30 protein-coding genes are annotated in these 24495 nt (G+C 61.7%); 10 read left to right on the forward strand and 20 right to left on the reverse strand.

Annotated elements, in window-relative coordinates:
- The first annotated feature begins 19 nt into the window (after window positions 1-19).
- The 6 genes from cpaB (at window position 20) to NG696_RS16395 (ending at window position 5868) form a co-directional block, all read left to right on the forward strand.
- A complete protein-coding gene (gene cpaB, locus NG696_RS16370; RefSeq protein ID WP_252576169.1) occupies window positions 20-796 on the forward strand; it encodes a Flp pilus assembly protein CpaB in 777 nt (258 codons plus the stop codon).
- A complete protein-coding gene (locus NG696_RS16375) occupies window positions 793-1983 on the forward strand; it encodes a CpaE/TadZ family protein (protein WP_252576170.1) in 1191 nt (396 codons plus the stop codon). Before cpaB ends, NG696_RS16375 begins: the two co-directional genes overlap by 4 nt.
- Window positions 1984-3477: a TadA family conjugal transfer-associated ATPase gene (locus tag NG696_RS16380; RefSeq protein ID WP_252576171.1), complete on the forward strand. Its 1494-nt coding sequence runs from the start codon at window positions 1984-1986 to the stop codon at window positions 3475-3477.
- A gap of 3 nt (window positions 3478-3480) precedes the next feature.
- Window positions 3481-4413: a type II secretion system F family protein gene (locus tag NG696_RS16385; protein WP_374211248.1), complete on the forward strand. Its 933-nt coding sequence runs from the start codon at window positions 3481-3483 to the stop codon at window positions 4411-4413.
- A gap of 8 nt (window positions 4414-4421) precedes the next feature.
- Complete coding sequence (locus NG696_RS16390; RefSeq protein ID WP_252576172.1) at window positions 4422-5306, forward strand: type II secretion system F family protein; 885 nt, start codon at window positions 4422-4424, stop codon at window positions 5304-5306.
- A 97-nt stretch (window positions 5307-5403) separates the two neighbouring features.
- Window positions 5404-5868, forward strand: coding sequence for an Hpt domain-containing protein (locus NG696_RS16395; RefSeq protein WP_252576173.1), 465 nt, complete (start codon window positions 5404-5406; stop codon window positions 5866-5868).
- Window positions 5869-5896: 28 nt separating this feature from the next.
- Here the strand turns inward: NG696_RS16395 and NG696_RS16400 are convergent, their stop codons facing one another.
- Window positions 5897-6682: a response regulator transcription factor gene (locus NG696_RS16400; RefSeq protein WP_252576174.1), complete on the reverse strand. Its 786-nt coding sequence runs from the start codon at window positions 6680-6682 to the stop codon at window positions 5897-5899.
- 373 nt (window positions 6683-7055) lie between these two features.
- On the opposite strand from NG696_RS16400, the gene NG696_RS16405 reads away from it, so the two are divergent.
- Window positions 7056-8606, forward strand: coding sequence for a sensor histidine kinase (locus tag NG696_RS16405; protein ID WP_252576175.1), 1551 nt, complete (start codon window positions 7056-7058; stop codon window positions 8604-8606).
- Window positions 8607-8662: 56 nt separating this feature from the next.
- Here NG696_RS16405 and NG696_RS16410 read toward each other — a convergent pair whose 3' ends face one another.
- From NG696_RS16410 to NG696_RS16445, 8 genes are all read right to left on the reverse strand, one after another.
- Window positions 8663-9556 carry a tRNA pseudouridine synthase A gene (locus tag NG696_RS16410; RefSeq protein ID WP_252576176.1) on the reverse strand — a complete coding sequence of 298 codons (894 nt, stop codon included), beginning with the start codon at window positions 9554-9556 and terminating at the stop codon, window positions 8663-8665.
- Window positions 9557-9588: 32 nt separating this feature from the next.
- The gene (gene rplQ, locus NG696_RS16415) at window positions 9589-10257 is read right to left on the reverse strand and encodes a 50S ribosomal protein L17, sunset domain variant (RefSeq protein ID WP_252567630.1); all 669 of its coding nucleotides are present in this window, start codon (window positions 10255-10257) and stop codon (window positions 9589-9591) included.
- 77 nt (window positions 10258-10334) lie between these two features.
- Window positions 10335-11345, reverse strand: coding sequence for a DNA-directed RNA polymerase subunit alpha (locus tag NG696_RS16420; protein ID WP_056344331.1), 1011 nt, complete (start codon window positions 11343-11345; stop codon window positions 10335-10337).
- Window positions 11346-11477: 132 nt separating this feature from the next.
- A complete protein-coding gene (rpsK, locus tag NG696_RS16425; protein ID WP_018769149.1) occupies window positions 11478-11879 on the reverse strand; it encodes a 30S ribosomal protein S11 in 402 nt (133 codons plus the stop codon).
- 51 nt (window positions 11880-11930) lie between these two features.
- Complete coding sequence (gene rpsM / locus NG696_RS16430; protein WP_028275004.1) at window positions 11931-12305, reverse strand: 30S ribosomal protein S13; 375 nt, start codon at window positions 12303-12305, stop codon at window positions 11931-11933.
- Window positions 12306-12480: 175 nt separating this feature from the next.
- The gene (gene rpmJ / locus NG696_RS16435; protein WP_009358722.1) at window positions 12481-12594 is read right to left on the reverse strand and encodes a 50S ribosomal protein L36; all 114 of its coding nucleotides are present in this window, start codon (window positions 12592-12594) and stop codon (window positions 12481-12483) included.
- 69 nt (window positions 12595-12663) lie between these two features.
- The gene (infA, locus tag NG696_RS16440) at window positions 12664-12885 is read right to left on the reverse strand and encodes a translation initiation factor IF-1 (protein WP_009358723.1); all 222 of its coding nucleotides are present in this window, start codon (window positions 12883-12885) and stop codon (window positions 12664-12666) included.
- 179 nt (window positions 12886-13064) lie between these two features.
- A complete protein-coding gene (locus tag NG696_RS16445; protein ID WP_252576177.1) occupies window positions 13065-14048 on the reverse strand; it encodes a P1 family peptidase in 984 nt (327 codons plus the stop codon).
- A 201-nt stretch (window positions 14049-14249) separates the two neighbouring features.
- Here NG696_RS16445 and NG696_RS16450 point away from each other — a divergent pair, with 201 nt between their 5' ends.
- The 3 genes from NG696_RS16450 (at window position 14250) to NG696_RS16460 (ending at window position 17590) form a co-directional block, all read left to right on the forward strand.
- Complete coding sequence (locus tag NG696_RS16450; RefSeq protein WP_252576178.1) at window positions 14250-15230, forward strand: carbohydrate ABC transporter permease; 981 nt, start codon at window positions 14250-14252, stop codon at window positions 15228-15230.
- On the forward strand, window positions 15227-16132 hold the full coding sequence (locus tag NG696_RS16455) for a carbohydrate ABC transporter permease (protein WP_374211249.1): 906 nt from the start codon (window positions 15227-15229) through the stop codon (window positions 16130-16132). Before NG696_RS16450 ends, NG696_RS16455 begins: the two co-directional genes overlap by 4 nt.
- Before the next feature lie 111 nt (window positions 16133-16243).
- Entirely contained in the window at window positions 16244-17590 is a 1347-nt protein-coding gene (locus NG696_RS16460; protein WP_252576179.1) for an ABC transporter substrate-binding protein, read from the forward strand.
- A gap of 99 nt (window positions 17591-17689) precedes the next feature.
- Here the strand turns inward: NG696_RS16460 and map are convergent, their stop codons facing one another.
- The 11 genes from map to rplX form a co-directional block, all read right to left on the reverse strand.
- Window positions 17690-18517, reverse strand: a complete 828-nt coding sequence (gene map / locus NG696_RS16465) for a type I methionyl aminopeptidase (protein ID WP_252569491.1) — start codon at window positions 18515-18517, stop codon at window positions 17690-17692.
- A gap of 72 nt (window positions 18518-18589) precedes the next feature.
- Entirely contained in the window at window positions 18590-19159 is a 570-nt protein-coding gene (locus tag NG696_RS16470) for an adenylate kinase (protein WP_252570545.1), read from the reverse strand.
- A 5-nt stretch (window positions 19160-19164) separates the two neighbouring features.
- On the reverse strand, window positions 19165-20475 hold the full coding sequence (secY, locus tag NG696_RS16475; protein WP_058931723.1) for a preprotein translocase subunit SecY: 1311 nt from the start codon (window positions 20473-20475) through the stop codon (window positions 19165-19167).
- 219 nt (window positions 20476-20694) lie between these two features.
- Complete coding sequence (rplO, locus tag NG696_RS16480; RefSeq protein WP_252569494.1) at window positions 20695-21189, reverse strand: 50S ribosomal protein L15; 495 nt, start codon at window positions 21187-21189, stop codon at window positions 20695-20697.
- Window positions 21190-21396, reverse strand: coding sequence for a 50S ribosomal protein L30 (rpmD, locus tag NG696_RS16485; protein WP_056344352.1), 207 nt, complete (start codon window positions 21394-21396; stop codon window positions 21190-21192).
- Window positions 21397-21399: 3 nt separating this feature from the next.
- Window positions 21400-22137 carry a 30S ribosomal protein S5 gene (gene rpsE / locus NG696_RS16490; RefSeq protein WP_058931721.1) on the reverse strand — a complete coding sequence of 246 codons (738 nt, stop codon included), beginning with the start codon at window positions 22135-22137 and terminating at the stop codon, window positions 21400-21402.
- Window positions 22134-22517 (reverse strand): 50S ribosomal protein L18, encoded by a 384-nt coding sequence (gene rplR, locus NG696_RS16495; RefSeq protein WP_058931720.1) that lies wholly within the window; start codon window positions 22515-22517, stop codon window positions 22134-22136. Before rplR ends, rpsE begins: the two co-directional genes overlap by 4 nt.
- A 2-nt stretch (window positions 22518-22519) precedes the next feature.
- Window positions 22520-23056: a 50S ribosomal protein L6 gene (gene rplF, locus NG696_RS16500; protein WP_056344361.1), complete on the reverse strand. Its 537-nt coding sequence runs from the start codon at window positions 23054-23056 to the stop codon at window positions 22520-22522.
- An 18-nt stretch (window positions 23057-23074) separates the two neighbouring features.
- Window positions 23075-23473, reverse strand: a complete 399-nt coding sequence (gene rpsH, locus NG696_RS16505) for a 30S ribosomal protein S8 (RefSeq protein ID WP_056344363.1) — start codon at window positions 23471-23473, stop codon at window positions 23075-23077.
- Between the two features lie 78 nt (window positions 23474-23551).
- On the reverse strand, window positions 23552-24133 hold the full coding sequence (gene rplE / locus NG696_RS16510; RefSeq protein WP_185261220.1) for a 50S ribosomal protein L5: 582 nt from the start codon (window positions 24131-24133) through the stop codon (window positions 23552-23554).
- Window positions 24133-24492, reverse strand: a complete 360-nt coding sequence (rplX, locus tag NG696_RS16515) for a 50S ribosomal protein L24 (RefSeq protein ID WP_252576180.1) — start codon at window positions 24490-24492, stop codon at window positions 24133-24135. Before rplX ends, rplE begins: the two co-directional genes overlap by 1 nt.
- Window positions 24493-24495: the final 3 nt, after the last annotated feature.

The raw sequence follows: 24495 nt of genomic DNA on the forward strand, positions 1-24495 counted from the left end.
ACCAGCACAGGAGCAGTCCGTGAAGTCACGTTTGTTGGCAGGAACCGCCGCAGCAGTCCTGGCCCTCATCGGCGCCATAGTTATTTTGGTCTATGCGCAGGGGGCTGATGAACGGGCGGTCGAAGGCCTGGAACCGGTGGATGTGCTGGTGGTACAGCAGGCCGTTCCTGCCGGAACACCCGTGGATTCGCTGGCCGCCGCCGTGGCCGTGCAGAAGCTGCCGGGGGCGGCAGTGGCCCAGAGCGCCCTCGGCTCCTTGGACGAATCGGCAGGTAAGGTTACCGCCGTCGAAATGCACCCGGGCGAGCAACTGCTTGCCGAACGCCTCATTGCTCCGGAGGACCTCAAAAGTCAGGGCTCGGTACAGATACCTAAGGGCCTCCAAGAGATTTCCTTCCAGTTGGAGCCCCAGCGCGTTGTGGGCGGGCGGATTGCTCCCGGCGACCTCGTTGGAATCTTCATTTCCCTGGATAACGGCGGCATTGAAGCCAAATCGGACAAGGAAACCACGGAGCTTGCGATTCATAAGGTTTTGGTCACGGCAGTACAGCGTGCCCCGCAAGGAGCTGCCGGCGCCGCACCCTCTCCTTCCGCCAGCGCCTACCCGAACAGCCCTGACCCCAAAGACACGGAACTGCCTCAGGGCTCGTTGCTGTTGACTGTTGCAGTCAGTGACATTGATGCATCCAAAATTGTCTTTGCTGCGGAGTATGCCAAGCTCTGGCTGAGCAAAGAACCCGCTGATGCGAAGGACAGCGGCGGAGCGATCATGCAGCGAAATGAGGTGTACCGATGAGCCGGTTTGTCCTTATCACCCCCAACACCGATTTCGACCACCGCCTACGTGCGGCTGCGGACGGGATGCCCGGAAGCGTCCAAACGTTCTTTTCCAGCGTGTTGCCTGCCGATCCCCATGAATTGTTTGCGCAGATGGACCAGGAGCATCCGGAGGTCCTGATTTTGGGGCCGGAAGTACCCATTGAGGACGCACTCCGGCTGGCGACGGTGATTGATGTCCAGTTTCCGGAGCTAAGCGTCATCCTGGTCAGCGATCCGGACCCGGCTTTCGTGCTTCAGGCAATGCGCTCCGGTATCCGGGACATTCTCAGTCCGACGGCGGACGCGGCCCAGATCCGAGTGCTGCTGGAACGCGCCTGCCGTTCCTTCGCCAGCCGCCACCGCAATCATGAACCTAAACAGGGTGAATCGGGCAAAGGCCTGGTTATCGGCGTTTTTTCGCCCAAGGGCGGAGTAGGCAAGACCACCATCGCGACCAACCTCGCCGTAGGCCTGGGAAAAATAGCGCCAATGAGCGTGGTGATAGTAGATCTCGACCTGCAGTTCGGCGATGTGGCATCGGGCCTCTATCTGAAACCAGAGCACACGGTCACAGACGCTGTGTCTGTGTCTGCCAGTCAGGACTCCTTAGTGCTTAAGGCCTTCCTCACAGTTCATCCAGCGAGCATTTATGCACTTTGTGCTCCTACGAATCCTGTGGAGGCCGATCACATCACACCAGAGAATGTCAGTCGACTGCTCGAGCAGTTGGCGGATGAATTCCAGTTTGTGGTCGTGGACACCGCCCCTGGCTTGCCCGAAATCGGCCTGGCAGCACTCGAGCGATGCACGGACGTGGTCTGGGTCAGCGGTATGGACGTGCCCAGCGTGCGCGGCCTCCGGTCCGGTTTGGATGTCCTGCGCCAACTGGACCTACTTCCTGAGAGCCGTCATGTAGTTCTTAATATGGCCGACAACAAGTTGGGACTCACGGTCCAGGATGTCGAATCAACTATCGGCGCACCGGTGGATGTAAGCATTCCCCGTTCACGGGCAGTGGCCGTTTCTACTAACCGCGGCATTCCCCTGCTTCAGGAATCACGGAGGGACCCGGCGGTGAAGGGGCTGAAGCAGCTCGTCGACCGCTTCACCCCCTCATGGCGGGAGAAGGCACAACGCAAACTTCACCGACGGGTGGTCATCTAGATGAAACTTTCTGAGCGCATCAGCGCCGTGCAAAGCAAAGACGCCCCGGCGCCGTCTCCCAAGCCGGCTGCCGCGCCGGCATCCCTGCGGCCCGGCGGGAGCACAACAGCCCCCACTCCTGCCCCAGCGCGCGAAGCCGGTGCTGGCCATGAAAAGGCCTCAGCCGCTGGAACGGAGGTGGTCAAGCCGAAGACGCAGCAGCCTGTGGACGTGTTCGCGGCGCTGAAGCAGCGTGCCGCTACGGCCCTATTTGAACGGCTGGGTGCACGGTTCAACGATTCTGCGATAACGGAGCTGGAGCTTCGCACCACTGCCCGTGAGGAATTGACCCGCATCGTGGATGCTGAACAAGTCCCGCTGACCGCCGATGAACGCGGGCGGCTCGTGCGCGACGTCGCCGACGACGTGCTCGGCTACGGCCCTCTTCAGCGTCTTCTTGACGACCCTGCAGTAACAGAGATCATGGTCAACCGGATGGACCAGATCTACGTGGAACGAAAGGGCAAGCTAACGCTGACGGACTCCAGATTCAGCTCGGAAGCACACCTCCGGAAGGTAATCGAACGCATTGTGTCCAAGGTGGGCCGGCGTATCGACGAGTCTTCCCCTTTGGTAGATGCGCGGCTTGAGGACGGATCCCGTGTCAACGCGGTCATCCCTCCGTTGGCTGTTGGCGGTTCTTCGCTGACAATCCGTAAGTTCAGCAAAGTTCCGCTGACGGTGAGGAACCTCATCGATTTCGGTACGTTGACCCCCGAAATGGCGGAGCTCCTGAACGCCTGCGTCAAAGCTAAGCTAAACATTATTGTCTCGGGCGGCACCGGTACGGGCAAGACCACCTTGCTGAATGTTCTCTCGTCATTCCTGCCAGAGAACGAGCGGATCGTCACCATCGAGGATGCCGTGGAACTCCAGATACAACAAGACCATGTGGTGCGGTTGGAAAGCAGGCCGCCCAACACGGAAGGTAAAGGCGAGATCACCATCCGGGAGCTTCTCCGGAACTCCCTTCGTATGCGCCCGGACCGGATCGTCGTCGGTGAGGTCCGTGGTGGCGAATCGCTGGACATGCTGCAAGCCATGAACACAGGACACGACGGATCACTTTCGACAGTCCACTCCAACTCCCCGAGGGACGCCGTCGCTCGGCTCGAAACGCTTGTCCTGATGGCAGGGATGGACTTGCCCCTGCGGGCTATCCGGGAACAGATCGCATCCGCCGTCCACCTGATTGTCCAGATCTCCCGCCTCCGTGACGGTACCCGCCGCATCACTCACGTAACTGAAGTGCAAGGCATGGAAGGCGACGTTGTCACTCTCCAGGATGCCTTCGTATTTGACTACTCTGCGGGTGTCGACGCCCACGGCCGATTCCTTGGAAAGCCGATCCCTACAGGCATCCGTCCACGGTTCATCGACCGCTTTGAGGACATGGGCATCCATGTCTCGGCTGGGGTGTTTGCTGCACCCCCGGCGCCGTCCGGAAAGGCCTAAGAAGTGATGCTTATAGTCGGAGCCACCTTCTTCGCTTCTGCCGCTCTCCTGCTCGGCGTTGCCCTGTTGATGCCCCGCAGCCCGGTGGTACCCTTGGACCGGCGTCGGCCGTTCGAGGCTGACCCTGGCTCCCAACTCTCACGATTTACCGGATCAGCCGTAGGCGCGCTTGAGCGCTACCTCGCGGGCAGGAAAATTCGGCTGTACAACATAGAGTCGATCGAGGATGCCGGGCTGCGGTTAACCCAGGCAGATTTTTTCGTCTTGGTGATGGCAGGAGGCTTTGTTAGCGCCCTCGCTGGCTTCATCATAGGCGGGCCCCTGGTAGCCATCCTGTTCATCATTCCGGCGCCATTCATCGGGAAATTCGTCCTGGGTCACCTTGCCGGCAAGAGACGAGCAAAGTTCGATGAACAACTTGGCGACACACTCCAACTGCTGTCCGGTGGACTGCGCGCCGGGCACAGCATACTGCGGGCTGTCGATGCAGCAGCGCAAGAGTCACAAAGTCCTACCTCGGAGGAGATGCGGCGCGTAATCACTGAGACCAGCCTGGGCCGCGACCTTCTTGATTCTCTGAATGACACTTCGGAACGAATGAAGAATGAGGACTTTGTCTGGATTGCCCAAGCCATCCAGATCAACCGCGAGGTGGGTGGAAATCTGGCGGAGGTTCTCGATCAGGTGGGCGAAACCATTCGGGAACGCAGTGAAATCAAAGGGCACATCAGGGCATTGGCAGCAGAAGGCAAATTCTCAGCCTACATCCTGATGGCGATGCCTATCGGCATCGTCTCCATGCTCATGCTGGTCAACCCCAGTTACATGAACAAAATGTTCACCGACCCACTCGGCTGGGGCATGATCGCGGCCTCCTGTGTGCTCATGACCATCGGCGGTCTCTGGATGCGCAAGATCATTGACCTGAAGTTTTGAGCTCGAATATGGATCCCCTGGTATTTCTTTCGCTGCTGTTGGTACCCCTGCCTACGGCATATCTTGCCTGGTCACTGCTGTCCGTGGACAAAAAGACCCGCTCGACTATTCAGGAGCTCCTGGCCCGCGACAACGAACCGAGCTCGGTCGAGGAATCCAAAGACAGCAACGTCCTCGAAAGGATCGCCTACCGGCTTACTCCGCCCGCCTACCAGCGCAAGCTTGACAGGCTATTGTCGTTGGCCGGTCGACCCGAATCCCTGCCTTTATCCCGCCTGCTGACCGCTAAGACTGTGCTAGGTCTCGTGGGGGCACTGCTTGGATCGTACATGAGCATGAGTGGCCCGACCACAATCATTAAACTGCTCGGGCTTTTCATCGTAGTTCTCGGTTACTTCATCCCCGACCTGCTTCTCTACAGCAAAGGCCAAGAGCGGCAAAAGGCCATGCAACTGGAGCTGGCGAATACCTTGGACCAGATGCTGATCTCGGTCGAGGCAGGCCTGGGCTTTGAAGGCGCTATGGCCCGTGCCGGAGAGAACGGTAAGGGACCGCTCGCAGAGGAGCTTGTTCGCACCTTGCAGGACATGCAGGTCGGACGGGGCCGCAAGGAGTCCTACCTTGCCTTGGCTGAACGAACGAACATTCCGGAATTGCGGAGCTTTGTCCAGGCCGTTGTCCAAGCTGACACTTACGGAATCGCGATCAGTCGGGTTTTGAGGGTACAAGCAAAAGTCATGAGGGTTAAACGCCGGCAGCGTGCCGAGGAGAAGGCCATGAAGTTGCCCGTGAGTATTCTCTTTCCGCTTCTGTTTTTCATCTTTCCGGTTCTTTTCATAGCCATCTTAGGCCCGGCCGTCATCAACGCCATGGAGACTTTCAGCGGCCAGTAACGGCAAAAAAGACGCACATCCTAAAGCTCCCCTCAAGGTTTCCACAGGATCTACCGAAGTCCGGCCCCGCAGCAAAATCAGGAAGTAGCCTCAAAACATGTACATTCCAGATCCGCAGTCCAGCGGCGAGGGCACGCCCACAGCCGCTGTTCCGGCGCGGTCAGCGGTAGCAGAGGCCGCTGGAATGACGTCTGATTATGATGAGCTCCTCCCCCTGGTCGACGGCGCGACTCTTCAGGAACTCGAAGAGCAGCTGGACGGATCGGAATTGGCGCTCCGCTTCGCCCGCGACTACGCGGCCATGTGGGACCAGCGCTGCGCGAAACTGGCCGCTGCAATACAGAACCAGGACCCGGACGCCGCGCTGGACGCCGTCATCAGTCTACGGATCACGTCAGCCATGGTGGGCGGGCTCCGCCTGGCGCGTCTGGCCGAAATTCTGGAAGACGTGATCCGGCAGGGCGACTTCAGTGACGGGCTGGCAATCATGGAACGGGTGGCGGAAAACGGCGAGCAGACCGTTTCAGAACTCCAGTCCAGTTACATCGTCAAGAACGGCTAATTTCCTTCCGGAAGGCCAAGCCCCTCCCTCAGCCGTGTTCCGGTCTCTTGGGCGCCAGCCGGTACCCCACACCGCGCACAGTCTGCAGCCACCGCGGGGACTGGGAGTCCTCCTGGAGCTTGCGGCGCAGGTTGCCGACGTGGACTTCCACGGCACGCTCATCGGCTTCACTGATGTAGGCGTCGGCTTCGTAAAGATCCCCTCGGACAGCACGCACCAGGTGGGACCTGGTACAGACAGCCCCTGCGCCGTTCAACAGAGTGTGGAGCAGGTCAAACTCGCTGCGGGTGAGACCGAGATTTTCACCATCCATCGTGACGGTGCGGGTCCGAGGATTAAGTGCGAGTCCGTTGTGGCGCAACACGCCGGTTTCCGTCAGCTGTGCCGGCGCAGCAGGCGGTGCTGCCCATACGGCTGGCGCTGGCGGTTCAAGACCGATGTCGTGACGCGGCCGGCGCATCATCGCTGCCACCCTTGCACGGAGCTCACGCGGCCGGAAGGGTTTGGCGATGTAATCATCGGCACCGGCGTTGAGCGCCGACAAGAGGTCCGGCTCTTCGGTCCTGCCGGTCAGCATGACCACGTAGGCGTCGCTGAAACCGCGGATCCGCCTGAGCACTTCAAAACCGTCAATGTCCGGAAGGCCGATGTCGAGCGTGACCACGCTGGCCTGCCGATGGCGCACGACTTCGACGCCTTCCCTTCCGTCCGCAGCCGTGTGGACCTCGAACCCCGCCTGGGTCAAGACCCCCTCCAGGAGGTTCCTCACATCCACGTCGTCCTCGATTACTACTGCTACCCCAAGATCATCCATCGCTATCCCCAACGCCAGGTGTATTTGGCCCCCCATCAGCCCAGCGCCGATGCCAAATCCACTCCAACTCTCTCTACGGTACAAGCATGAACGGCAGATGACACTCCTCTTCACAATCCCGTTCTGAAAAGTCAATTACTATGACAGCCCATACACAATAGGATTCAGAGGGTGAAGTGCGTCGCCCTGAGAGAATTTGGGCGCGTGAATTGGTTGGGGACGGAATTGGGGCCGTCAAGAACGTTGGAGAGTCCGTATGGCTGTACGTCCCTCATCCAGGGGTGTGGCCCCCTATTTCAGAAATCTTGGTCCCCGCACCCAGGTCGCATTGTGCCAGCTTCCGCTGACTCTGATTGTCACTATCCTGGGCGTGATGACGCCCTTTGCCTGGCCTTCGCTCCTGGGCAGTCTCCTCTATCTGGCAGGAATCGCCATACAGGGCATTCTTTTCCTGGCCTGTTTCCTGACCCCTTGGGAGCGTCTGCGTCGTAGCGCCTATCTGGTAATTCCGATTCTTGACTTTCTCGCGATTGGGATCCTGCGAAACGGCGCCTCGCCGCTCCTCCCGGGATTGGCAATCCTGGTCATATTTCCCGTCATTTGGCTCGCCGCTTCCGGCATGCTGGTGCGGACAAGCCTTGTGCTCAGCGCAGTGGGGACTCTGCTCATCATGCTCCCGTCGATGGCCGGAAGATTCCCAAATCTCACGGCAGCGGACATCACATCGCTGATCCTTTTCCCGCTCATGATGCTCGCCGTTTCGCTCGCAATCCGCTTCGCCAGTGTCAATATGCGCATCCAGCAGCGGCAGCTGCAGGCCATGGGCGAGGAACTCCGGGAACTGCTCGCCGCGAGCCGGGAGCGCGAAAAGCTGTTGATGACCATCCTGGACGCCACCGACGTCGGCATTATCGCCGTGGATTCGAACGGTGACCAGCTGCTGACGAATAACCGGCAGCGGGGGTTCCAGCAGACGGCCATCCCTGCGGGGGTAGCCGTCGGTGACGAAAGTCAGTACCTGGTCTTCGCCCAAGACAAGATGACTCCTCTGCCGGCGGAGAAACGTCCCCTCCGACGCGCCATCGAGGGCGAGTCCTTCGCGGACTACCTCGTCTGGATCGGCGATGGCCCGCAGCAGCGCGCGGTTTCCACCGCGGCGAGGCCCTTGAAGGACGACGTCGGCCACCTCACCGGGGCGGTGGTGGTCTTCAACGACGTCACGGGCCTGGTCGAGGCCATGGCTGCGAACGAAGAGCTGGTCGCGAATGTCTCCCACGAGTTCAGGTCCCCGCTCAATTCCATCCTCGGCAACATCGACCTGGTGCTGGAGGACCGCGAGGGGATGTCCGACCTCACGGTCCGGCGCCTGGACGTGGTGCAGCGCAACTCCGAACGGCTGCTGGCCCTGGTCTCGGACCTGACGCTCGAAGCCTCCGCCGCCCTGAACGTTCACCCGAAACGCACGGACATTTCCGGCCTAGTGGAGACAAGCATCGGCTCGGCCCAGGCGCACGCGGAGCGGTCAGCGGTAGCCCTGGTGGCCAACGTTCCCTCCCCGCTCTGGGCCTACGCCGACCCGCTGCGGATCGGCCAGGCACTGGACAACCTGGTGTCGAACGCCATCAAGTACTCCCCGGACGGCGGGACAGTGACCATCAGCGCAGCCGGCACCGATGACTGGGTCAAGCTTGTTGTTCGGGACACCGGGATGGGCATGGCGCCCGAGGATGCGGCCAAGGTTTTCAGCCGGTTCTTCCGCGCCGAGTCGGCCCGGGACGCTGCCATTCCGGGAGCCGGACTGGGCCTGTCGATCACCAAGACCATCCTGGAACGCCACGGCGGTGCCATCGCCTGCGCCAGTGCCCTGGGCGGCGGCAGCACATTCACCATGACCCTGCCCACCCCTTCATCGATTGCTCCGTAGAAGCCCTTTTCGAGGCCCAAAAGGGCGCTGACGGAGCAGTCGATGGGGTCCACGGCTTAGTGCTTGCGGACTGCCCTTGTCAGCTCGGCGCGGGCCAGCATCTCGTCGTCTGACGGGTAGGCAACCTCTTCAAGGACCAGCGGGTGCGGGGCGGCCAGGACAGATTTGGCGTCCCGTTTCTTGGCCAGCAGCCGCTCATGCAGCCATCCCGGCTCCTCGATGCCCTCGCCCACGAACAGGGCCGAGCCAACCAGGGACCGCACCATGTTGTGACAGAACGCGTCAGCCTGGACGGTCGCCACAATAACGCCGTCCTCGCCGCGGTGGAACTCGAAACGCTGCAGCTCACGGATAGTGGTGGCACCCTCCCGCGGCTTGCAGTAGGACAGGAAGTTCTGCAGCCCCAGCAGCTGCACGGCACCCGCGTTCAGCAGGTCCACGTCCAGCGGGCTTTGGTGCCACAGCGTGAAGTACCGTTCGAGCGGATCCCACAGGGCGGGTCCGTCCGCGATGCGGTAGCTGTAGCGCCGCCAGAGTGCAGAGAACCTGGCATCGAAGCCCACGGGCGCCAGGGACACCAGGTGGACCTCGATAGCCCCGCTCAGGTCCCCCAACCCCCTGCTGAGGGCGCCCCGAATTCGCCGAAGGAACGCGACGGCGGGATCCAGTTCGTGCCCGCGCGGCAGTTTCAGCCACTCGGCCTCGGTCAGGTCCAGGTGGACCACCTGGCCGCGGGCGTGCACGCCGGCGTCGGTACGTCCCGCCACGGTGACCCGGATGGGCCGGCGGATCAACAACGCCAGCGCCTCTTCCAGGATGCCCTGGACGGTCCGCAATCCCGGCTGCACGGCCCACCCGTTGAAGGGGCCGCCGTCGTACGATAAATCAAACCGGACACGCAAAAACCCGCCGCCCCCCGAAACGGGGGCAGCGGGTTTTTGGTCGTTCATAGACATAAGTCTACTGGAGCGTCAGAGCCTGATTACTCAGCTTCGACGGCCTGTGCAGCTTCGCCACCGGCAGGCACGAAGCCTGCGGCTGCGGCGGACTCTGCAGAGTCGAACCAGACTTCAGCAACCGTGGCGTCGTACCAGCGTGAGCCGGGAACGTGGTACTTCATGGAGTCCTCGTTGCCCTTGACCTCGAAGCCCTCAGGGGCAACGTTGTCAGCCGTAGCAGGCTTGGAGCCGGCGTACTTGGCTTCAGCAGCTTCGGTCTCGACAGGCTCAGCAACCGGAGCAGCCTTGGCGGCAGCCTGAGTAGCCTCGGCCACAACGGCCTGCTTGGCGGAAACCGGCTCGAGAACCAGTTCGATGACAGCCATGGGAGCGTTGTCGCCCTTACGGTTGCCGATCTTGGTGATGCGGGTGTAGCCGCCGTCGCGGTTCTCCACCGCCTGTGCAATGTCGGTGAACAGCTCGTGGACGATGCCCTTGTTGCTGATCAGGCCGAGTACACGGCGGCGGGAAGCCAGGTCGCCACGCTTGGCGAAAGTCACCAGGCGCTCGGCGTACGGCTTCAGTCGCTTGGCCTTGGTCACCGTGGTGGTGATCCGCTTGTGCTCGAACAGTGCGGCGGACAGGTTCGCGAGCATAAGACGCTCGTGAGCCGCTCCGCCTCCGAGGCGCGGACCCTTAGCGGGGGTAGGCATAATAGTTTCTCCTCATATGGAAGCCAGTGGGCTGCGCACACCGTGGTGCATCCAGCCAGCCGGCCAAGATCTGTTTGTTAGAGTTCGTCGTCGCCGAAAGCGGCGTCGTCCTCTTCAATTGCTGCGGCGCGTGCTGCGAGGTCAAAACCGGGAGGCGAGTCCTTGAGGGACAGGCCCAGTTCAACCAGCTTTGCCTTGACCTCGTCAATGGACTTCGCACCGAAGTTACGGATGTCCATGAGGTCAGCCTCGGAGCGTGCAACGAGTTCACCCACGGTGTGGATGCCCTCACGCTTGAGGCAGTTGTAGGAACGGACGGTGAGGTCCAGATCCTCGATCGGCAGTGCCATGTCTGCTGCCAGGGCAGCATCCGTCGGCGACGGGCCAATCTCGATACCTTCAGCTGCGGTGTTCAGCTCGCGGGCCAGACCGAAGAGTTCCACCAGGGTGGTACCTGCGGAAGCAACAGCATCGCGCGGGGCGATGGCCTGCTTGGTCTCGACGTCGACAATGAGCTTGTCGAAGTCGGTGCGCTGCTCAACACGGGTTGCTTCCACGCGGAAAGTAACCTTCAGGACCGGCGAGTAGATCGAGTCGACCGGGATACGGCCGATCTCGGAGTCGCCGGACTTGTTCTGAGCTGCCGAAACGTAGCCGCGGCCGCGCTCGATGGTCAGTTCGAGTTCGAACTTGCCCTTCGAGTTCAGCGTGGCAATGTGCAGATCCGGGTTGTGGAATTCGACGCCGGCCGGCGGAGCGATGTCCGCGGCGGTGACGACTCCGGGGCCCTGCTTGCGCAGGTAAGCCACAACCGGCTCGTCGTGCTCGGAGGAAACCGACAGGCTCTTGATGTTCAGGATGATCTCAGTGACATCTTCCTTGACACCCGGAACCGTGGTGAACTCGTGCAGCACGCCATCGATCCGGATGCTGGTTACAGCGGCACCGGGGATGGAGGAGAGCAGGGTACGGCGGAGGGAGTTTCCGAGGGTGTAGCCGAAGCCCGGTTCCAGCGGTTCAATGATGAAACGCGAGCGGTTATCGGAGACGACCTCTTCGGAGAGGGTGGGGCGCTGTGCAATGAGCACTTAGGTTTCCTTTCGGCGAGCATCCGCTATATGACGCAACACAGGTGGTGGAAATTCGGTCTGAAGACTTAGCGCGGCTGGGCTTGCCCGGACCATTGACGGTCCGGGCAAGCTCAAGCTGCTGGAAAAGCCTTAGACGCGGCGGCGCTTCGGCGGACGGCAACCGTTGTGCGCTGCGGGGGTGACGTCCTGGATGGAGCCAACCTCCAGGCCAGCGGCCTGCAGCGAGCGGATTGCGGTCTCGCGTCCGGAACCCGGTCCCTTGACGAAAACGTCAACCTTGCGCATGCCGTGCTCCTGCGCACGCTTGGCAGCAGCTTCGGCAGCCATCTGGGCTGCGAACGGGGTGGACTTGCGTGAGCCCTTGAAGCCAACCTCACCTGAGGAAGCCCAAGAGATAACAGCGCCGTTCGGGTCCGTGATGGACACGATGGTGTTGTTAAAAGTGCTCTTGATGTGCGCCTGGCCCAGCGCGATATTCTTTTTGTCCTTCTTACGCGGCTTGCGAACCGCGCCACGAGTCTTCGGGGGCATTTTTTCTCCTACAGAAAGTTATTGGGGGAAGACGAGTCAATCCCGAGGGATTTAACGAGCCTTCTTCTTGCCTGCAACGGTGCGCTTCGGACCCTTACGGGTACGTGCGTTCGTCTTCGTACGCTGTCCGCGCACTGGCAGGCCCTTGCGGTGGCGAATACCTTCGTAGCTGCCGATTTCAACCTTGCGGCGGATATCAGCTGCTACTTCGCGGCGAAGGTCACCCTCAACCTTGTAGTTGCCTTCAATGTAGTCACGAAGCTCTACCAGCTGTGCATCGGTGAGGTCCTTAACGCGGACGTCAGCGCTGATGCCAGTGGCAGCCAGGGTTTCGTGTGCACGGGTCTTGCCCACGCCGTAGATGTAAGTAAGCGCAATTTCCAACCGCTTTTCGCGGGGAATGTCTACGCCAGCGAGACGAGCCATATTGGCAGTACTCCTTGAATAAACCGGAGGTCGTAGGCAGTACACCCGCACGTTCTGTGCGGCCCCAGCCTCCGACCGGGGGTTAGCTGTCCGGGCTCATACGTCCCAATTCAGCTTGTGCTGCCTTTATTTACTTGCGTGGGTTAGCAACCCAGGATTTCCCTCGGGAGGGAAATTAGCCCTGGCGCTGCTTGTGGCGCGGGTTCTCGCAGATCACCATGACCCGGCCATTACGGCGGATCACTTTGCACTTTTCGCAGATCTGCTTGACGCTCGGCTTGACCTTCATGGCATTCCTTTGCGTGTGGCAGTTGGTCAACTGGAGCAGCCGTCAGCTCATGCTGAGGCCGCCCAGAATTTACTTGTAGCGGTAGACGATACGACCCCGAGTGAGGTCATAAGGGCTCAGTTCCACCACTACCCGGTCCTCAGGGAGAATCCTGATGTAGTGCTGGCGCATCTTGCCTGAGATGTGCGCGAGTACGATGTGCTTGTTGGTCAGCTCAACGCGAAACATCGCGTTAGGCAGCGCCTCAGTCACAACGCCTTCGATCTCAATGACCCCGTCCTTCTTGGCCATACCCTCCGCTAACTGTTGTTGCCGCAGCCCTGCCGGATTGCACCGGACATGACCACGAACGTTTTTGTTGGATCGGTTATCACCTCCGGCCCCAAACAGGGCACAGCTGGGCAGACAACCAACAAACCACTTTACTGTAAGTGGGTAGAAAGTCCAAACTAAAAATGAAAGTACACACCCTACCCGGTAATTGAGCTTGCCGAAATCCCGTCCAGTATCGCCAAGCGTACGACGTCGGCTGCCGCACTCTGCAGCGTAATGAGGCTCACCTGCCTGGCAGTTTCAGTACTCCGGTCCAGTGCCACGTCACCAGTCGCGAGGCAAAAGACAGTATCCCCGTCTGCCAGGGTGTGCGACGGATTGAGCGCGCGAGCCAGCCCAGCATGTGCCGCAGAAGCAGTTCTCTTGCACTCGGCGGGGTCCAAGACTGCGTTCGTAGCAACAACCACCAGCGTCGTGTTGAGTCCTTGTGGTTCCGACGCCGCCGGCGCTGCAACCCTAGGCGTGCTCGCTCGTTCCTCGCTTAGACGCACGCTGCCGGGTCCCAGCCCCGTCTTCTCGGTGCCAGTCTCACCGCCCGCGTCCCCCACGGCAAATGGCAAACCAAGTGCGTTCACCACGGCCAGCGCCCCCACAACCACGCCGTTCTCGAGCGTGACCGAAGCCGTCCCCACTCCCCCCTTGAACTGTCCGCGTCCGGTCATCGCTCCGGTGCCTGCACCCACACTGCCGCGTCCGACGTCGTGCCCGTCCGTTTCGGCAGCAGCGGCGACGGCGGCCGCGTAGCCCATATCCGCCGTCGGGCGCGCTGAGAAGTCGCCTCCCCGGCCCAGGTCGAAGATCGCGGCTGCGGGAACGATGGGCACCACTCCCCCGGTGACCGCGAAGCCCCGGCCGTTCTCCTCGCACCAGCGCTGCGCACCGTGGGCGGAGACCAGCCCATACGCGCTGCCGCCGGTGAGGACTACGGCGTCCACCGTGGAAACGAGCGTGGTGGGATCCAGCGCGTCGGTCTCGTGTGTTCCGGGTCCCCCGCCCCGGACGTCCACCGACCCGACAGCCCCCGGCGGCGGCAGCACCACGGTGACGCCAGTCAGCCACCCGTCGTCGGTCTTCTGCGTGTGCCCAACCCTGATCCCAGGCACATCTGTGATTGCTCCCATGGCTCCATTCTGCCCTGCGTTCACCGGCGGACTGTGGGCTCGATCACCGGCGAAACGAAACGTTCCGTGAACGGGTTCCGAAGCCTGGAACAACAATTCGCTGCGTGGCCGCATCTGGTCCTGTCCGGCTTGCACGATGTGATGGAGTGATCTCAAATCCGTTCCACAGCCCTGCTGCTGCAGGCTTTCCGATTGAGATCCATGACACCACAGCTCACCGCCAAGCCGGGCAGTTCCCCGACGCAGACGGCCACCCACAGAGCAAAGGACCAGGCCGGCGCCCTGCCCCGGACGCGCAATCGCTGGTCGCGCCGGAAACGCCAGGACTTCTTCGTCTTCCTCGGGCTGGCCCTGCCGAACCTGCTGCTCATCGCGGTCTTCACCTACGTCCCGCTGTTCAACAACCTCTACTACTCCACGCTGAACTGGACGCTCGGCTCCGCGTCGGCCACCGTCATCGGGCTGGAAAACTACGTCACGTTCTTCACCAGCGCGGACGCCGGCCGGGTCCTTGGCACCACCGCCGTGTTCACTGCCGCAACCGTGGGCGGCTCCATGGTGCTTGGCCTGCTGGTGGCGCTGGCCCTGAACTCGAAGGTCCGCGGCACCACCTTTGCCCGGTCGGCCGTCTTCGCACCGTATGTGCTGTCCGGGGTTGGCGTTGGCCTGGTGTGGCTGTTCATCTTTGACCCCGGCTACGGTGTGCTGGCCTGGATCCTGCGGGGCTTCGGGCAGCAGAGTCCGCAGTGGATCAACGATCCGGAGCTCTCCCTGGTGATGGTCATCATCGTGTACGTCTGGAAGAACCTGGGCTACTGCGCGGTGGTGTTTCTCGCCGGGTTGCAGTCCCTGCCGCAGGACGTGATGGAGGCTGCGTCGTTGGACGGTGCCAGCAGTTTCCGGCGCTTCGTCAGCATGTCGCTGCCGCTGCTCTCCCCCACCACCTTCTTTCTGCTGATCACCACCATGCTTAGCTCGCTCCAGGCCTTCGACCTCATCCGGATCATGACGCCCCTGGGCAGCGGCACCAGCACCCTCATCTACGAGGCGTACCTCCAAGCCTTCGGCGCCTACAACCGCGCCGGCTATTCCGCCGCCATCTCGGTGGTCCTGTTTGTCATCCTGCTGGTCATCACGGTGCTGCAGCTGCGGTTCGTCGAAAGGAAGGTGCACTACTCGTGAGCGCTCCCGCCGCCCTCCATTCAGCCTCTTCAACGCCCGACGCCGTCCCGCCCCTCGAGCGGCCGTTCTCCCGCGCCAACCTGGTCAGGACAGTCGCTGCCGGGTATGCGCCGCTGGCCGTCGCCGTCCTGGTGGTCGTCCTGCCGCTGCTGTGGATGGTGCTGAGCTCGTTCAAACAGCCCGGCGAAATCGTCACCCTGGATCTGCAGGTGCTCCCGGCAGCCCTGGACCCGGAGAACTATCGCGTGGCCATGACCACGGTCCCGTTCGGTCAGTTCTTCCTGAACAGCACCATCGTCACCGTGGTGGGCGGCGGCATCAAAGTGATCCTCGCCCTGCTGACCGCCTATGCCCTGGTGTTTGTGCGCTTTCCGTTCAAGAACCTGATCTTCGTCCTGATCCTCGTGGCCCTGATGGTTCCCGCGCAGGTGTCCATCCTGCCGAACTACATCCTGATCGCCGGAATGGGCGGAAAGAACACCCTGTGGGGCATCATCCTGCCCGGCCTGGGCACCGCCTTCGGCACGTTCCTGCTGCGCCAGCACTTCCTCACCCTGCCCGGTTCGATCCTGGAATCCGCAGAGATCGACGGCGCCGGCCACTGGCGGCGGCTGTGGCAGATCGTCGTTCCGGTCTCCGTTCCATCCATCGCCACGGTTGCCCTGGTCACCGTGGTCAGCGAATGGAACGAATACATCTGGCCGCTGATCATCACGGACAAACCCGAAAGCATGACGCTTCCAGTCGGCCTGACCCTGCTGCAGAACTCCGAGAGCAACGGCGCAGGCTGGGGAATCATGATGGCCGGCGCCGTCCTCGTGATCGTCCCCATCCTGGTCATCTTCGCCATGCTCCAGCGCTACATCGTCGCGGGCCTGACCCAAGGCAGCGTGACGGGCTAACCTCCGGCGAGCACCGCCGTCGGGCATTGCCGTAGGGCATTGCCGTAGGGCATCCAAACCATCCATCCACCGCATCCAGCACCACCGAGGCACATAACGAAAGGCAGCACCATGTCCTTTACCCTTGATCGACGGTTCTTCCTCACCCTGGCGGGCGCCGGGGCAGGCGCCGCAGCGCTCTCCGCGTGCGGCGGTCCGTCAACAACCCCCGGAGCCGCGGTGACAACCGTGTCCGACGTCGACTTCAGCAGCGTCAAGCCGGCCGCATCCATCGACTTCTGGTCCAACCACCCGGGCAAGTCTCAGGACGTGGAAAAGAGCATTATCGAGAAGTTCCACGCCAAGCACCCGGACATCAAGGTGAACCTGGTGACGGCCGGCGCCAACTACGAGGAAATCGCCCAGAAGTTCCAGACCGCCCAGGCCGCCAAGTCAGGCCTGCCGTCCCTGGTGGTCCTCTCCGACGTCTGGTGGTTCCGCTACTACCTGAACGAGAGCATCATCCCGCTGGACTCCCTGGTCAAGCAGCTGGACGTCAAGCTGGACGACTTCCGCACCTCGCTGGTGGACGACTACAAGTACGACGGCAAGCAGTGGGCACTCCCCTACGGCCGGTCCACGCCCCTGTTCTACTACAACAAGGACCACTTCAGCGCAGCAGGCCTGCCGGACCGAGCCCCCGCCACCTGGCAGGAATTCGCCGGCTGGGCCCCCAAGCTCAAGGCAGCCTCCGGCGCCCAGTACGCCTTTATGCACCCCGCCCTGGCCGGCTACGCGGGCTGGACCCTGCAGAACAACCTTTGGGGCGAAGGCGGCGGCTGGTCCAAGGAATGGGACATCACCTGTGATTCAGCCGAGTCCGTGGCGGCACTGCAGGCGGCCCAGGATTCCGTCTACAAGGACGCCTGGGCCGGCGTTTCCTCCAAGGAATCCGCCGACGACTTTGCCGCCGGCCTTGCTTCGGCCACGTTGTCTTCGACGGGGTCGCTGATCGGCATCCTGAAGTCCGCCAAGTTCAACGTGGGCGTCGGCTTCATGCCGGGCGGCTCAAAGGTCACCACCGGCGTGTGCCCCACCGGCGGCGCCGGCCTGGGCATCCCCAGCGGTGTCACCAAGGAAGAGCAGCTGGCAGCGGCCATGTTCCTCCAGTTCATGACCGAGCCGGAGAACACTGCCGCGTTCTCGGCCGCGACCGGCTACATGCCCACGCGCACGTCCGCCGACATGACCGCTGTGCTCGCCAAGACCCCGCAGATCAAAATCGCCATGGACCAGCTGGCCGTGACCAAGGTCCAGGACAACGCCCGTGCATTCCTGCCGGGAGCGGACCAGGAGATGGCCAAGGCTGCCGCCAAGATCCTCACCCAGCAGGGCGACGTGAAGGCCACCATGACCGAGCTGAAGGCGACCCTCGAGGGGATCTACACCAAGGACGTCAAGCCCAAGCTCAAGGCCTGACCCCCTGCTCCACCTGCGACACGCAAAATCCCTGCCGCTACCGGTATTTAGGTAGCGACAAGGATTTTGCGCGTCGGGAGCGCATTAGCGCGTCGAAACCTACGGGATCGGAACCGGTACGACGCCGAGCGGCACCAGGTGCTCCGCTCCGCCGTCGGGGGCTGAGAGTACCCAGATCCCCTTTTCGTGGACGGCAACCGAGTGCTCCCATTGGCAGGAGCGCTTGCCGTCGGTGGTCACCACTGTCCAGTCGTCCTCCAGCACGGCGGTGTCGATGCTGCCACGGACCAGCATGGGCTCAATGGCCAGGCACAATCCGGGCTTGATCTTGGGGCCACGGTGGCTGGTGCGGTAGTTCAGGACATCCGGGGCCATGTGCATCTCGGAGCCGATGCCGTGGCCCACGTAGTCCTCCAGGATGCCCAGCGGCTTACCGGGCACGGAGGAGACGTAGTCGTCGATGGCCGCGCCGACGTCGCCCACGTGGCTTCCTGTGGCCAGTGCGGCGATGCCGCGCCACATGGCTGCCTGGGTGACGTCTGAGAGACGCTGGTCCTCGGGGTCGGCCTTGCCCACGATGACGGTCCGGGCAGAGTCGGAATGCCAGCCGTCGACTATCGCGCCGCCGTCGATCGAGACGATGTCGCCGTCGTTGAGGACCTTGCCGCCGGGGATGCCGTGCACCACTTCCTCGTTCACGGAGGTGCAGATGGTGGCGGGGAAGCCGTGGTAGCCGAGGAAGTTCGACTTGGCGCCGGCCTCATTGAGCACCGCGGCGAAGACGTCGTCCAGCTGCTTGGTGGTGACCCCGGGAGCGGCTGCGGCCACTGCCGCGTCCAACGCACGGCTCAGCACCAGCCCGGCGTCGTGCATGATTCGCATTTGGGCGTTGGTCTTGTATTCGATACGGGGCTGGCCGAAGGCCATGGTGTGTCCTCTCAATGGGTGAGGCTCCTCCCGGATGCCGGGAGGAGCCTCGGAAAAGCATGTTGCGGGGGCTTAGGCGGCCTGGGCTGCCTTGATGGCCTGCATAACGCGGTCGGTGACCTCGTCGATGCCGCCGATGCCGTCAACCTGGGTCAGGATGCCGCGTTCGGCATACTTGGCCACAACGGCCTCGGTCTGCTCGTGGTACAGGTCCAGACGGTGGCGGATCACGGCTTCGTTGTCGTCGCTCCGGCCCGTTTCCCTGGCACGGCCCAACAGGCGGGAGACGAGTTCCTCGTCGTCGGCCGTGAGCTGCAGGACGACGTCGAGCTTTTCTTCGCTGTTCGCGAGGATCCCGTCAAGGTAGTCCACCTGCGCCGTGGTGCGCGGGTAGCCGTCCAGGAGGAAGCCATTTTCGACGTCGGACTCGCTGAGGCGGTCGCGGACCATTTTGTTGGTGACGCTGTCCGGAACGAAGTCCCCGGCGTCCATGTACTTCTTGGCTTCGATGCCAAGAGGAGTTTCGCCCTTCACGTTGGCGCGGAAGATATCACCGGTGGAAATCGCCACGACGCCGAGGCGCTCGGAAATGCGTTCCGCTTGAGTTCCTTTTCCGGAACCGGGGGGTCCAATAATCAACATTTTCGTCATCGCAAAAGCCCTTCGTAGTGACGTTGCTGTAGCTGCGCATCTATTTGCTTGACGGTTTCAAGGCCAACGCCCACCATGATCAGGATCGAGGTGCCACCGAACGGGAAGTTCTGGTTCGCGTTGATCAGTACCAGTGCCACCAGCGGAATCAGTGCCACGAAGCCCAGGTACAGGGCACCGGGCAGCGTGATCCGGGAGAGCACGTACTGCAGGTAGTCCGCGGTCGGTTTTCCGGCACGGATACCCGGGATGAAACCGCCGTACTTCTTCATGTTGTCCGAGACCTCTTCAGGGTTGAAGGTGATCGCGACGTAGAAGTAGGTGAAGAACACGATCATGGCGAAGTACAGCGCCATGTAGATCGGGTGGTCTCCTCGGGTCAGGTTGTTGTTGATCCACTCAACCCACGGCGCGAGCGCCTCGCCCGCTTTGGGCTGGTTGAACTGTGAGATCAGTCCCGGCAGGTAGAGCATGGACGATGCGAAGATCACGGGGATCACGCCTGCCATGTTCACCTTGATGGGGATGTAGGTGCTGGTGCCGCCGACGGTCCGGCGTCCGATCATCCGCTTGGCATACTGCACCGGGACACGGCGCTGGGACTGCTCCACGAAGACCACCAGGGCAACCGTCACCAGGCCGATGACCAGGACCATAAAGAACGTACCCGGGCCCTGTGAGCTCCAGATGGCACCCAAGGACGTGGGGAACGTCGCCGCTATGGAGGTGAAGATGAGCAGCGACATGCCGTTGCCCACACCCTTTTCGGTGACGAGTTCGCCCATCCACATAATGAGCCCGGTACCGGCGGTCAGCGTGATGATCAGCAGGATGGTGGTGATGATGCTGTCGTCAGGAATGATCGGCAGTGCACAGCCCGGAAGCAACTGGCCTGAACGTGCCAGCGACACCAGCGTCGTTGCGTTCAGCAGGCCCAGGGCAATGGTGAGGTACCGCGTGTACTGGGTGAGTTTGGACTGCCCGGAGGCGCCCTCCTCGTACAGCTCCTGGAACCGGGGAATGACCACCCGGAGCAGCTGCACGATGATGCTGGCCGTGATGTACGGCATGATGCCCAGCGCGAAGATGGACACCTGAAGCAAGGCACCGCCGCTGAACAGGTTGACGAGCTGATAAAGCCCGCCAGCGGTCTGACCGTTCTGCAAGCATTGCTGGACATTCTGGTAGTTCACACCAGGCGAGGGGATGAATGCACCCAAGCGGAAGATTGTGATGATTGCCAGCGTGAACAACAACTTGCGTCGCAGATCAGGCGTGCGAAAGGCCCGGCCAAATGCGCTAAGCAAGCGTCCTCCTGTGTTGTTTATAAGCGTGGTGTGATGGGGACAATAATCCCAACAACCGAGTCTAACGGGTGGATCGGCCCTGCGAATAATCCGCGAACCCGCGATTGCGGCGCACGGACGGAAATGGTCGGCAGGCGGATGCGAAAAAAACTCCCGGTGTGCAGGGCCCTGGGGGCCTTGCACACCGGGAGTTCACAACGGGCGTTCGCCCACCGTCTACTAGAGAGCGGTGGTGCTTCCGCCTGCTGCTGCAATCTTTTCTGCGGCGCTGGCCGAGAATGCGTGGGCGGTGACGTCAACCTTGACGGTGATGTCGCCGGTGCCAAGCACCTTGACGGGCTGGTTCTTGCGAACGGCACCCTTTTCGACCAGGTTCTCCACGGTGACTGCGCCACCTTCGGGGAACAGCTCGTTGAGCTTGTCCAGGTTTACAACCTGGAACTCAACCCGGAAGGGGTTCTTGAAGCCGCGCAGCTTCGGCAGGCGCATGTGCAGCGGCAGCTGGCCGCCGGCAAAGCCAGCCTTGATCTGGTAGCGGGCCTTCGTACCCTTGGTACCGCGACCAGCGGTCTTACCCTTGGAACCTTCACCACGACCAACGCGGGTCTTGGCGGTTTTGGCACCCGGGGCGGGACGCAGGTGGTGAACCTTAAGTGCGTTCTGCTTCTCAGCAGTGGCGCCCTGAGCCTTTTCGGCGGTGTTCTTCTCTGCCATTTACTTCGCCTCCTCTACCTTTACCAGGTGCGGAACCGTGTTGAGCATTCCAACAGTCACGGCGTCGGCGGTGCGGACAACGGTGTGTCCGATCCGCTTCAGGCCGAGTGACCGAAGGGTGTCGCGCTGGTTCTGCTTGCCGCCAATGGCGGACTTGATCTGAGTGATCTCCAACTGCAGGTCGGAGGGAATCAGGTTCTTAGCCATGGCTTAGACACCCGCCTTCTGGTTCAGGATTGCCTTCACCATTGCTGGCGGAGCAACCTCGTCCAGCGGCAGGCCGCGACGTGCTGCCACTGCTGCCGGCTCTTCGAGCTGCTTCAGCGCAGCAACCGTCGCGTGAACGATGTTGATGGCGTTGGAGGAACCGAGCGACTTGGAGAGGATGTCGTGGATGCCCACGCACTCCAAGATGGCGCGAACCGGACCACCGGCAATAACACCGGTACCGGCGGAAGCCGGACGCAGCATTACGACGCCGGCAGCGGCCTCACCCTGAACGCGGTGCGGGATGGTGTTGCCAATGCGGGGAACGCGGAAGAAGGACTTCTTGGCCTCTTCAACGCCCTTCGCGATTGCGGCAGGAACTTCCTTAGCCTTGCCGTAGCCCACGCCGACCATGCCGTTACCGTCACCAACGACGACCAGAGCGGTGAAGCTGAAGCGACGACCACCCTTGACCACCTTGGAAACGCGGTTGATGGTGACAACGCGTTCAATGAACTGGCTCTTCTCGGCTTCGCGGCCGCCGTCACGGCCACCACGGCCACCACGGCCGCCATCGCGACCGCCCTGGCCCTTGTCGCCACGCTCGCCACGACGAGCGCCACCACGGCGGTCATCGGCAGCAGCTGCGGGCGCAGTGGTCTCAGTGGCCGGAGCAGCTACGGCTTCAGTAGCCTTCTGATCTGCAGACACAGTGTCCTTTTCCTTGTTTGCTTCCGTCACAGTGACAGCCCACCTTCACGTGCGCCGTCAGCGACAGCAGCAATTCGGCCGTGGTACTTGTTACCACCGCGGTCGAAGACAACTGCTTCGATACCGGCAGCCTTCGCACGCTCGGCGACGAGCTCGCCAACGCGCTTGGCCTTGGCGGTCTTGTCACCTTCGAATGCACGAAGATCGGCTTCCAGTGTGGAGGCGCTCGCTACGGTCAGGCCCTTGGTGTCATCGACAACCTGGACGAATACGTGGCGTGCGGAACGGTTGACGACCAGACGAGGACGTACAGCCGTACCGGAGATGCGCTTGCGGATACGAAGCTGGCGGCGGCTGCGCGAAGCAGACTTGCTCTTGTTCGTACGCTTCTTGTTAATTGAGATGGCCATGGTTACTTACCAGCCTTTCCGACCTTGCGGCGGATGACTTCGCCTGCGTAGCGAATGCCCTTGCCCTTGTAGGGGTCCGGCTTCCGCAGCTTGCGAATGTTGGCAGCAACCTCGCCGACCTGCTGCTTGTTGATACCTGAAACAGAGAGCTTGGTCGGGGTCTCAACTGCAAAGGTGATGCCGTCCGGTGCGGTGACATTTACCGGGTGGCTGTAGCCGAGAGCGAACTCAAGGTCAGATCCCTTGGCCTGAACGCGGTAACCAGTACCAACGATTTCAAGCTTCTTCTCGTAGCCCTTGGTAACGCCCTCGATCATGTTGGAGATCAGGGTGCGGGTCAGGCCGTGGAGTGAACGGGAGGCGCGCTCGTCGTTCGGGCGGGCGACAGTCAGGGTCTCTGCTTCCAGGGAAACCTCGATCGGGCTGGCCACAGTGTGGTTCAGCTCGCCTTTGGCACCCTTGACGCTGACGACAGAGCCGTCAACCTTGACCTCAACGCCGGCAGGAACGGTGATGGGGAGACGTCCAATACGTGACATTATTCTCTTCCTTTCCCGTTACCAGACGTAGGCGAGGACTTCGCCGCCCACGCCCTTCTTGCCGGCTTGCTTATCAGTCAAGAGGCCGGAAGAGGTGGACAGGATTGCGACACCCAGGCCACCGAGCACGTGCGGGAGGTTGGTGGACTTTGCGTAAACACGCAGGCCCGGCTTGGAAATACGGCGAACGCCAGCGATTGAACGCTCGCGGTTCGGTCCGAACTTAAGGTCCAGGGTCAGCTTCTTGCCAACCTCCGCGTCTTCTTCTTTCCAGGAGGCGATGTAACCTTCAGCCTTCAGGATGTCGGCAACGCGTGCCTTGAGCTTGCTGTACGGCATGGACACGGAATCGTGGTAAGCCGAGTTTGCATTGCGCAGACGCGTAAGCATGTCTGCGACCGGATCAGTCATTGTCATTTGGGCTCTTGCCCTTCCTCATAACGGTTTCCTCGCTGCTGCATGAAGCATCAGCGAAGGACCTGTTACGTAGTTAGATTAGTCTTCGGCCTTGAACGGGAAGCCAAGCGCCTTGAGCAGCGCGCGGCCTTCGTCATTGGTCTTGGCGGTGGTTACAACCGTGATGTCCATACCGCGTACGCGGTCGATGGAATCTTGGTCGATTTCGTGGAACATAACCTGCTCGGTCAGACCGAAGGTGTAGTTGCCGTTGCCGTCGAACTGCTTGCCACTGAGGCCGCGGAAGTCGCGGATACGGGGCAGAGCCAGCGTGACCAGACGATCCAGGAATTCCCACATGCGGTCTCCACGCAGGGTTGCGTGTGCGCCGATGGGCATGCCTTCGCGCAGCTTGAACTGTGCGATCGACTTGCGGGCCTTGGTTACCTGCGGCTTCTGGCCGGTGATCAGGGTCAGATCGCGGACAGCGCCGTCGATCAGCTTGGAGTCCTTAGCGGCATCTCCAACACCCATGTTCACAACGACCTTCACCAGGCGGGGAACCTGGTTAACGTTGCTGTACTTGAATTCCTCAACGAGCGTGCTCTTGATGGAATCGGCGTACTTGGTCTTCAGACGAGGAACGATCTTCGCTGCCGGAGTCTCGAGAGTCTCAGTCATTAGATGTCCTTCCCGGAGCTCTTGGCCACGCGGACACGCACGTCGCGCTTCACGCCATTGCGCTCCACGGTCTCGGTGCGGAAACCAACGCGGGTGGGCTTCTTGGTGGACGGGTCAACCAGAGCCACGTTGGAGATGTGGACCGAAGCTTCTACGACCTCGATGCCACCAGTCTTGGTGCCGCGCTGCGACTGACCGGCCTTCGTGTGCTTGGTTACGCGGTTAATGCCTTCGACCAACACGCGGCTGGTCTCCGGGAATACGCGCAGAACCTTGCCCTGCTTGCCTTTGTCGCCGCCGCGCTCAGCCTTGGCGCCAGTGATGACCTGAACGAGGTCACCCTTTTTGATCTTAGCCATGGA

The organism is Pseudarthrobacter cellobiosi, from assembly GCF_023913755.1.
GTDB lineage: Bacteria > Actinomycetota > Actinomycetes > Actinomycetales > Micrococcaceae > Arthrobacter > Arthrobacter cellobiosi.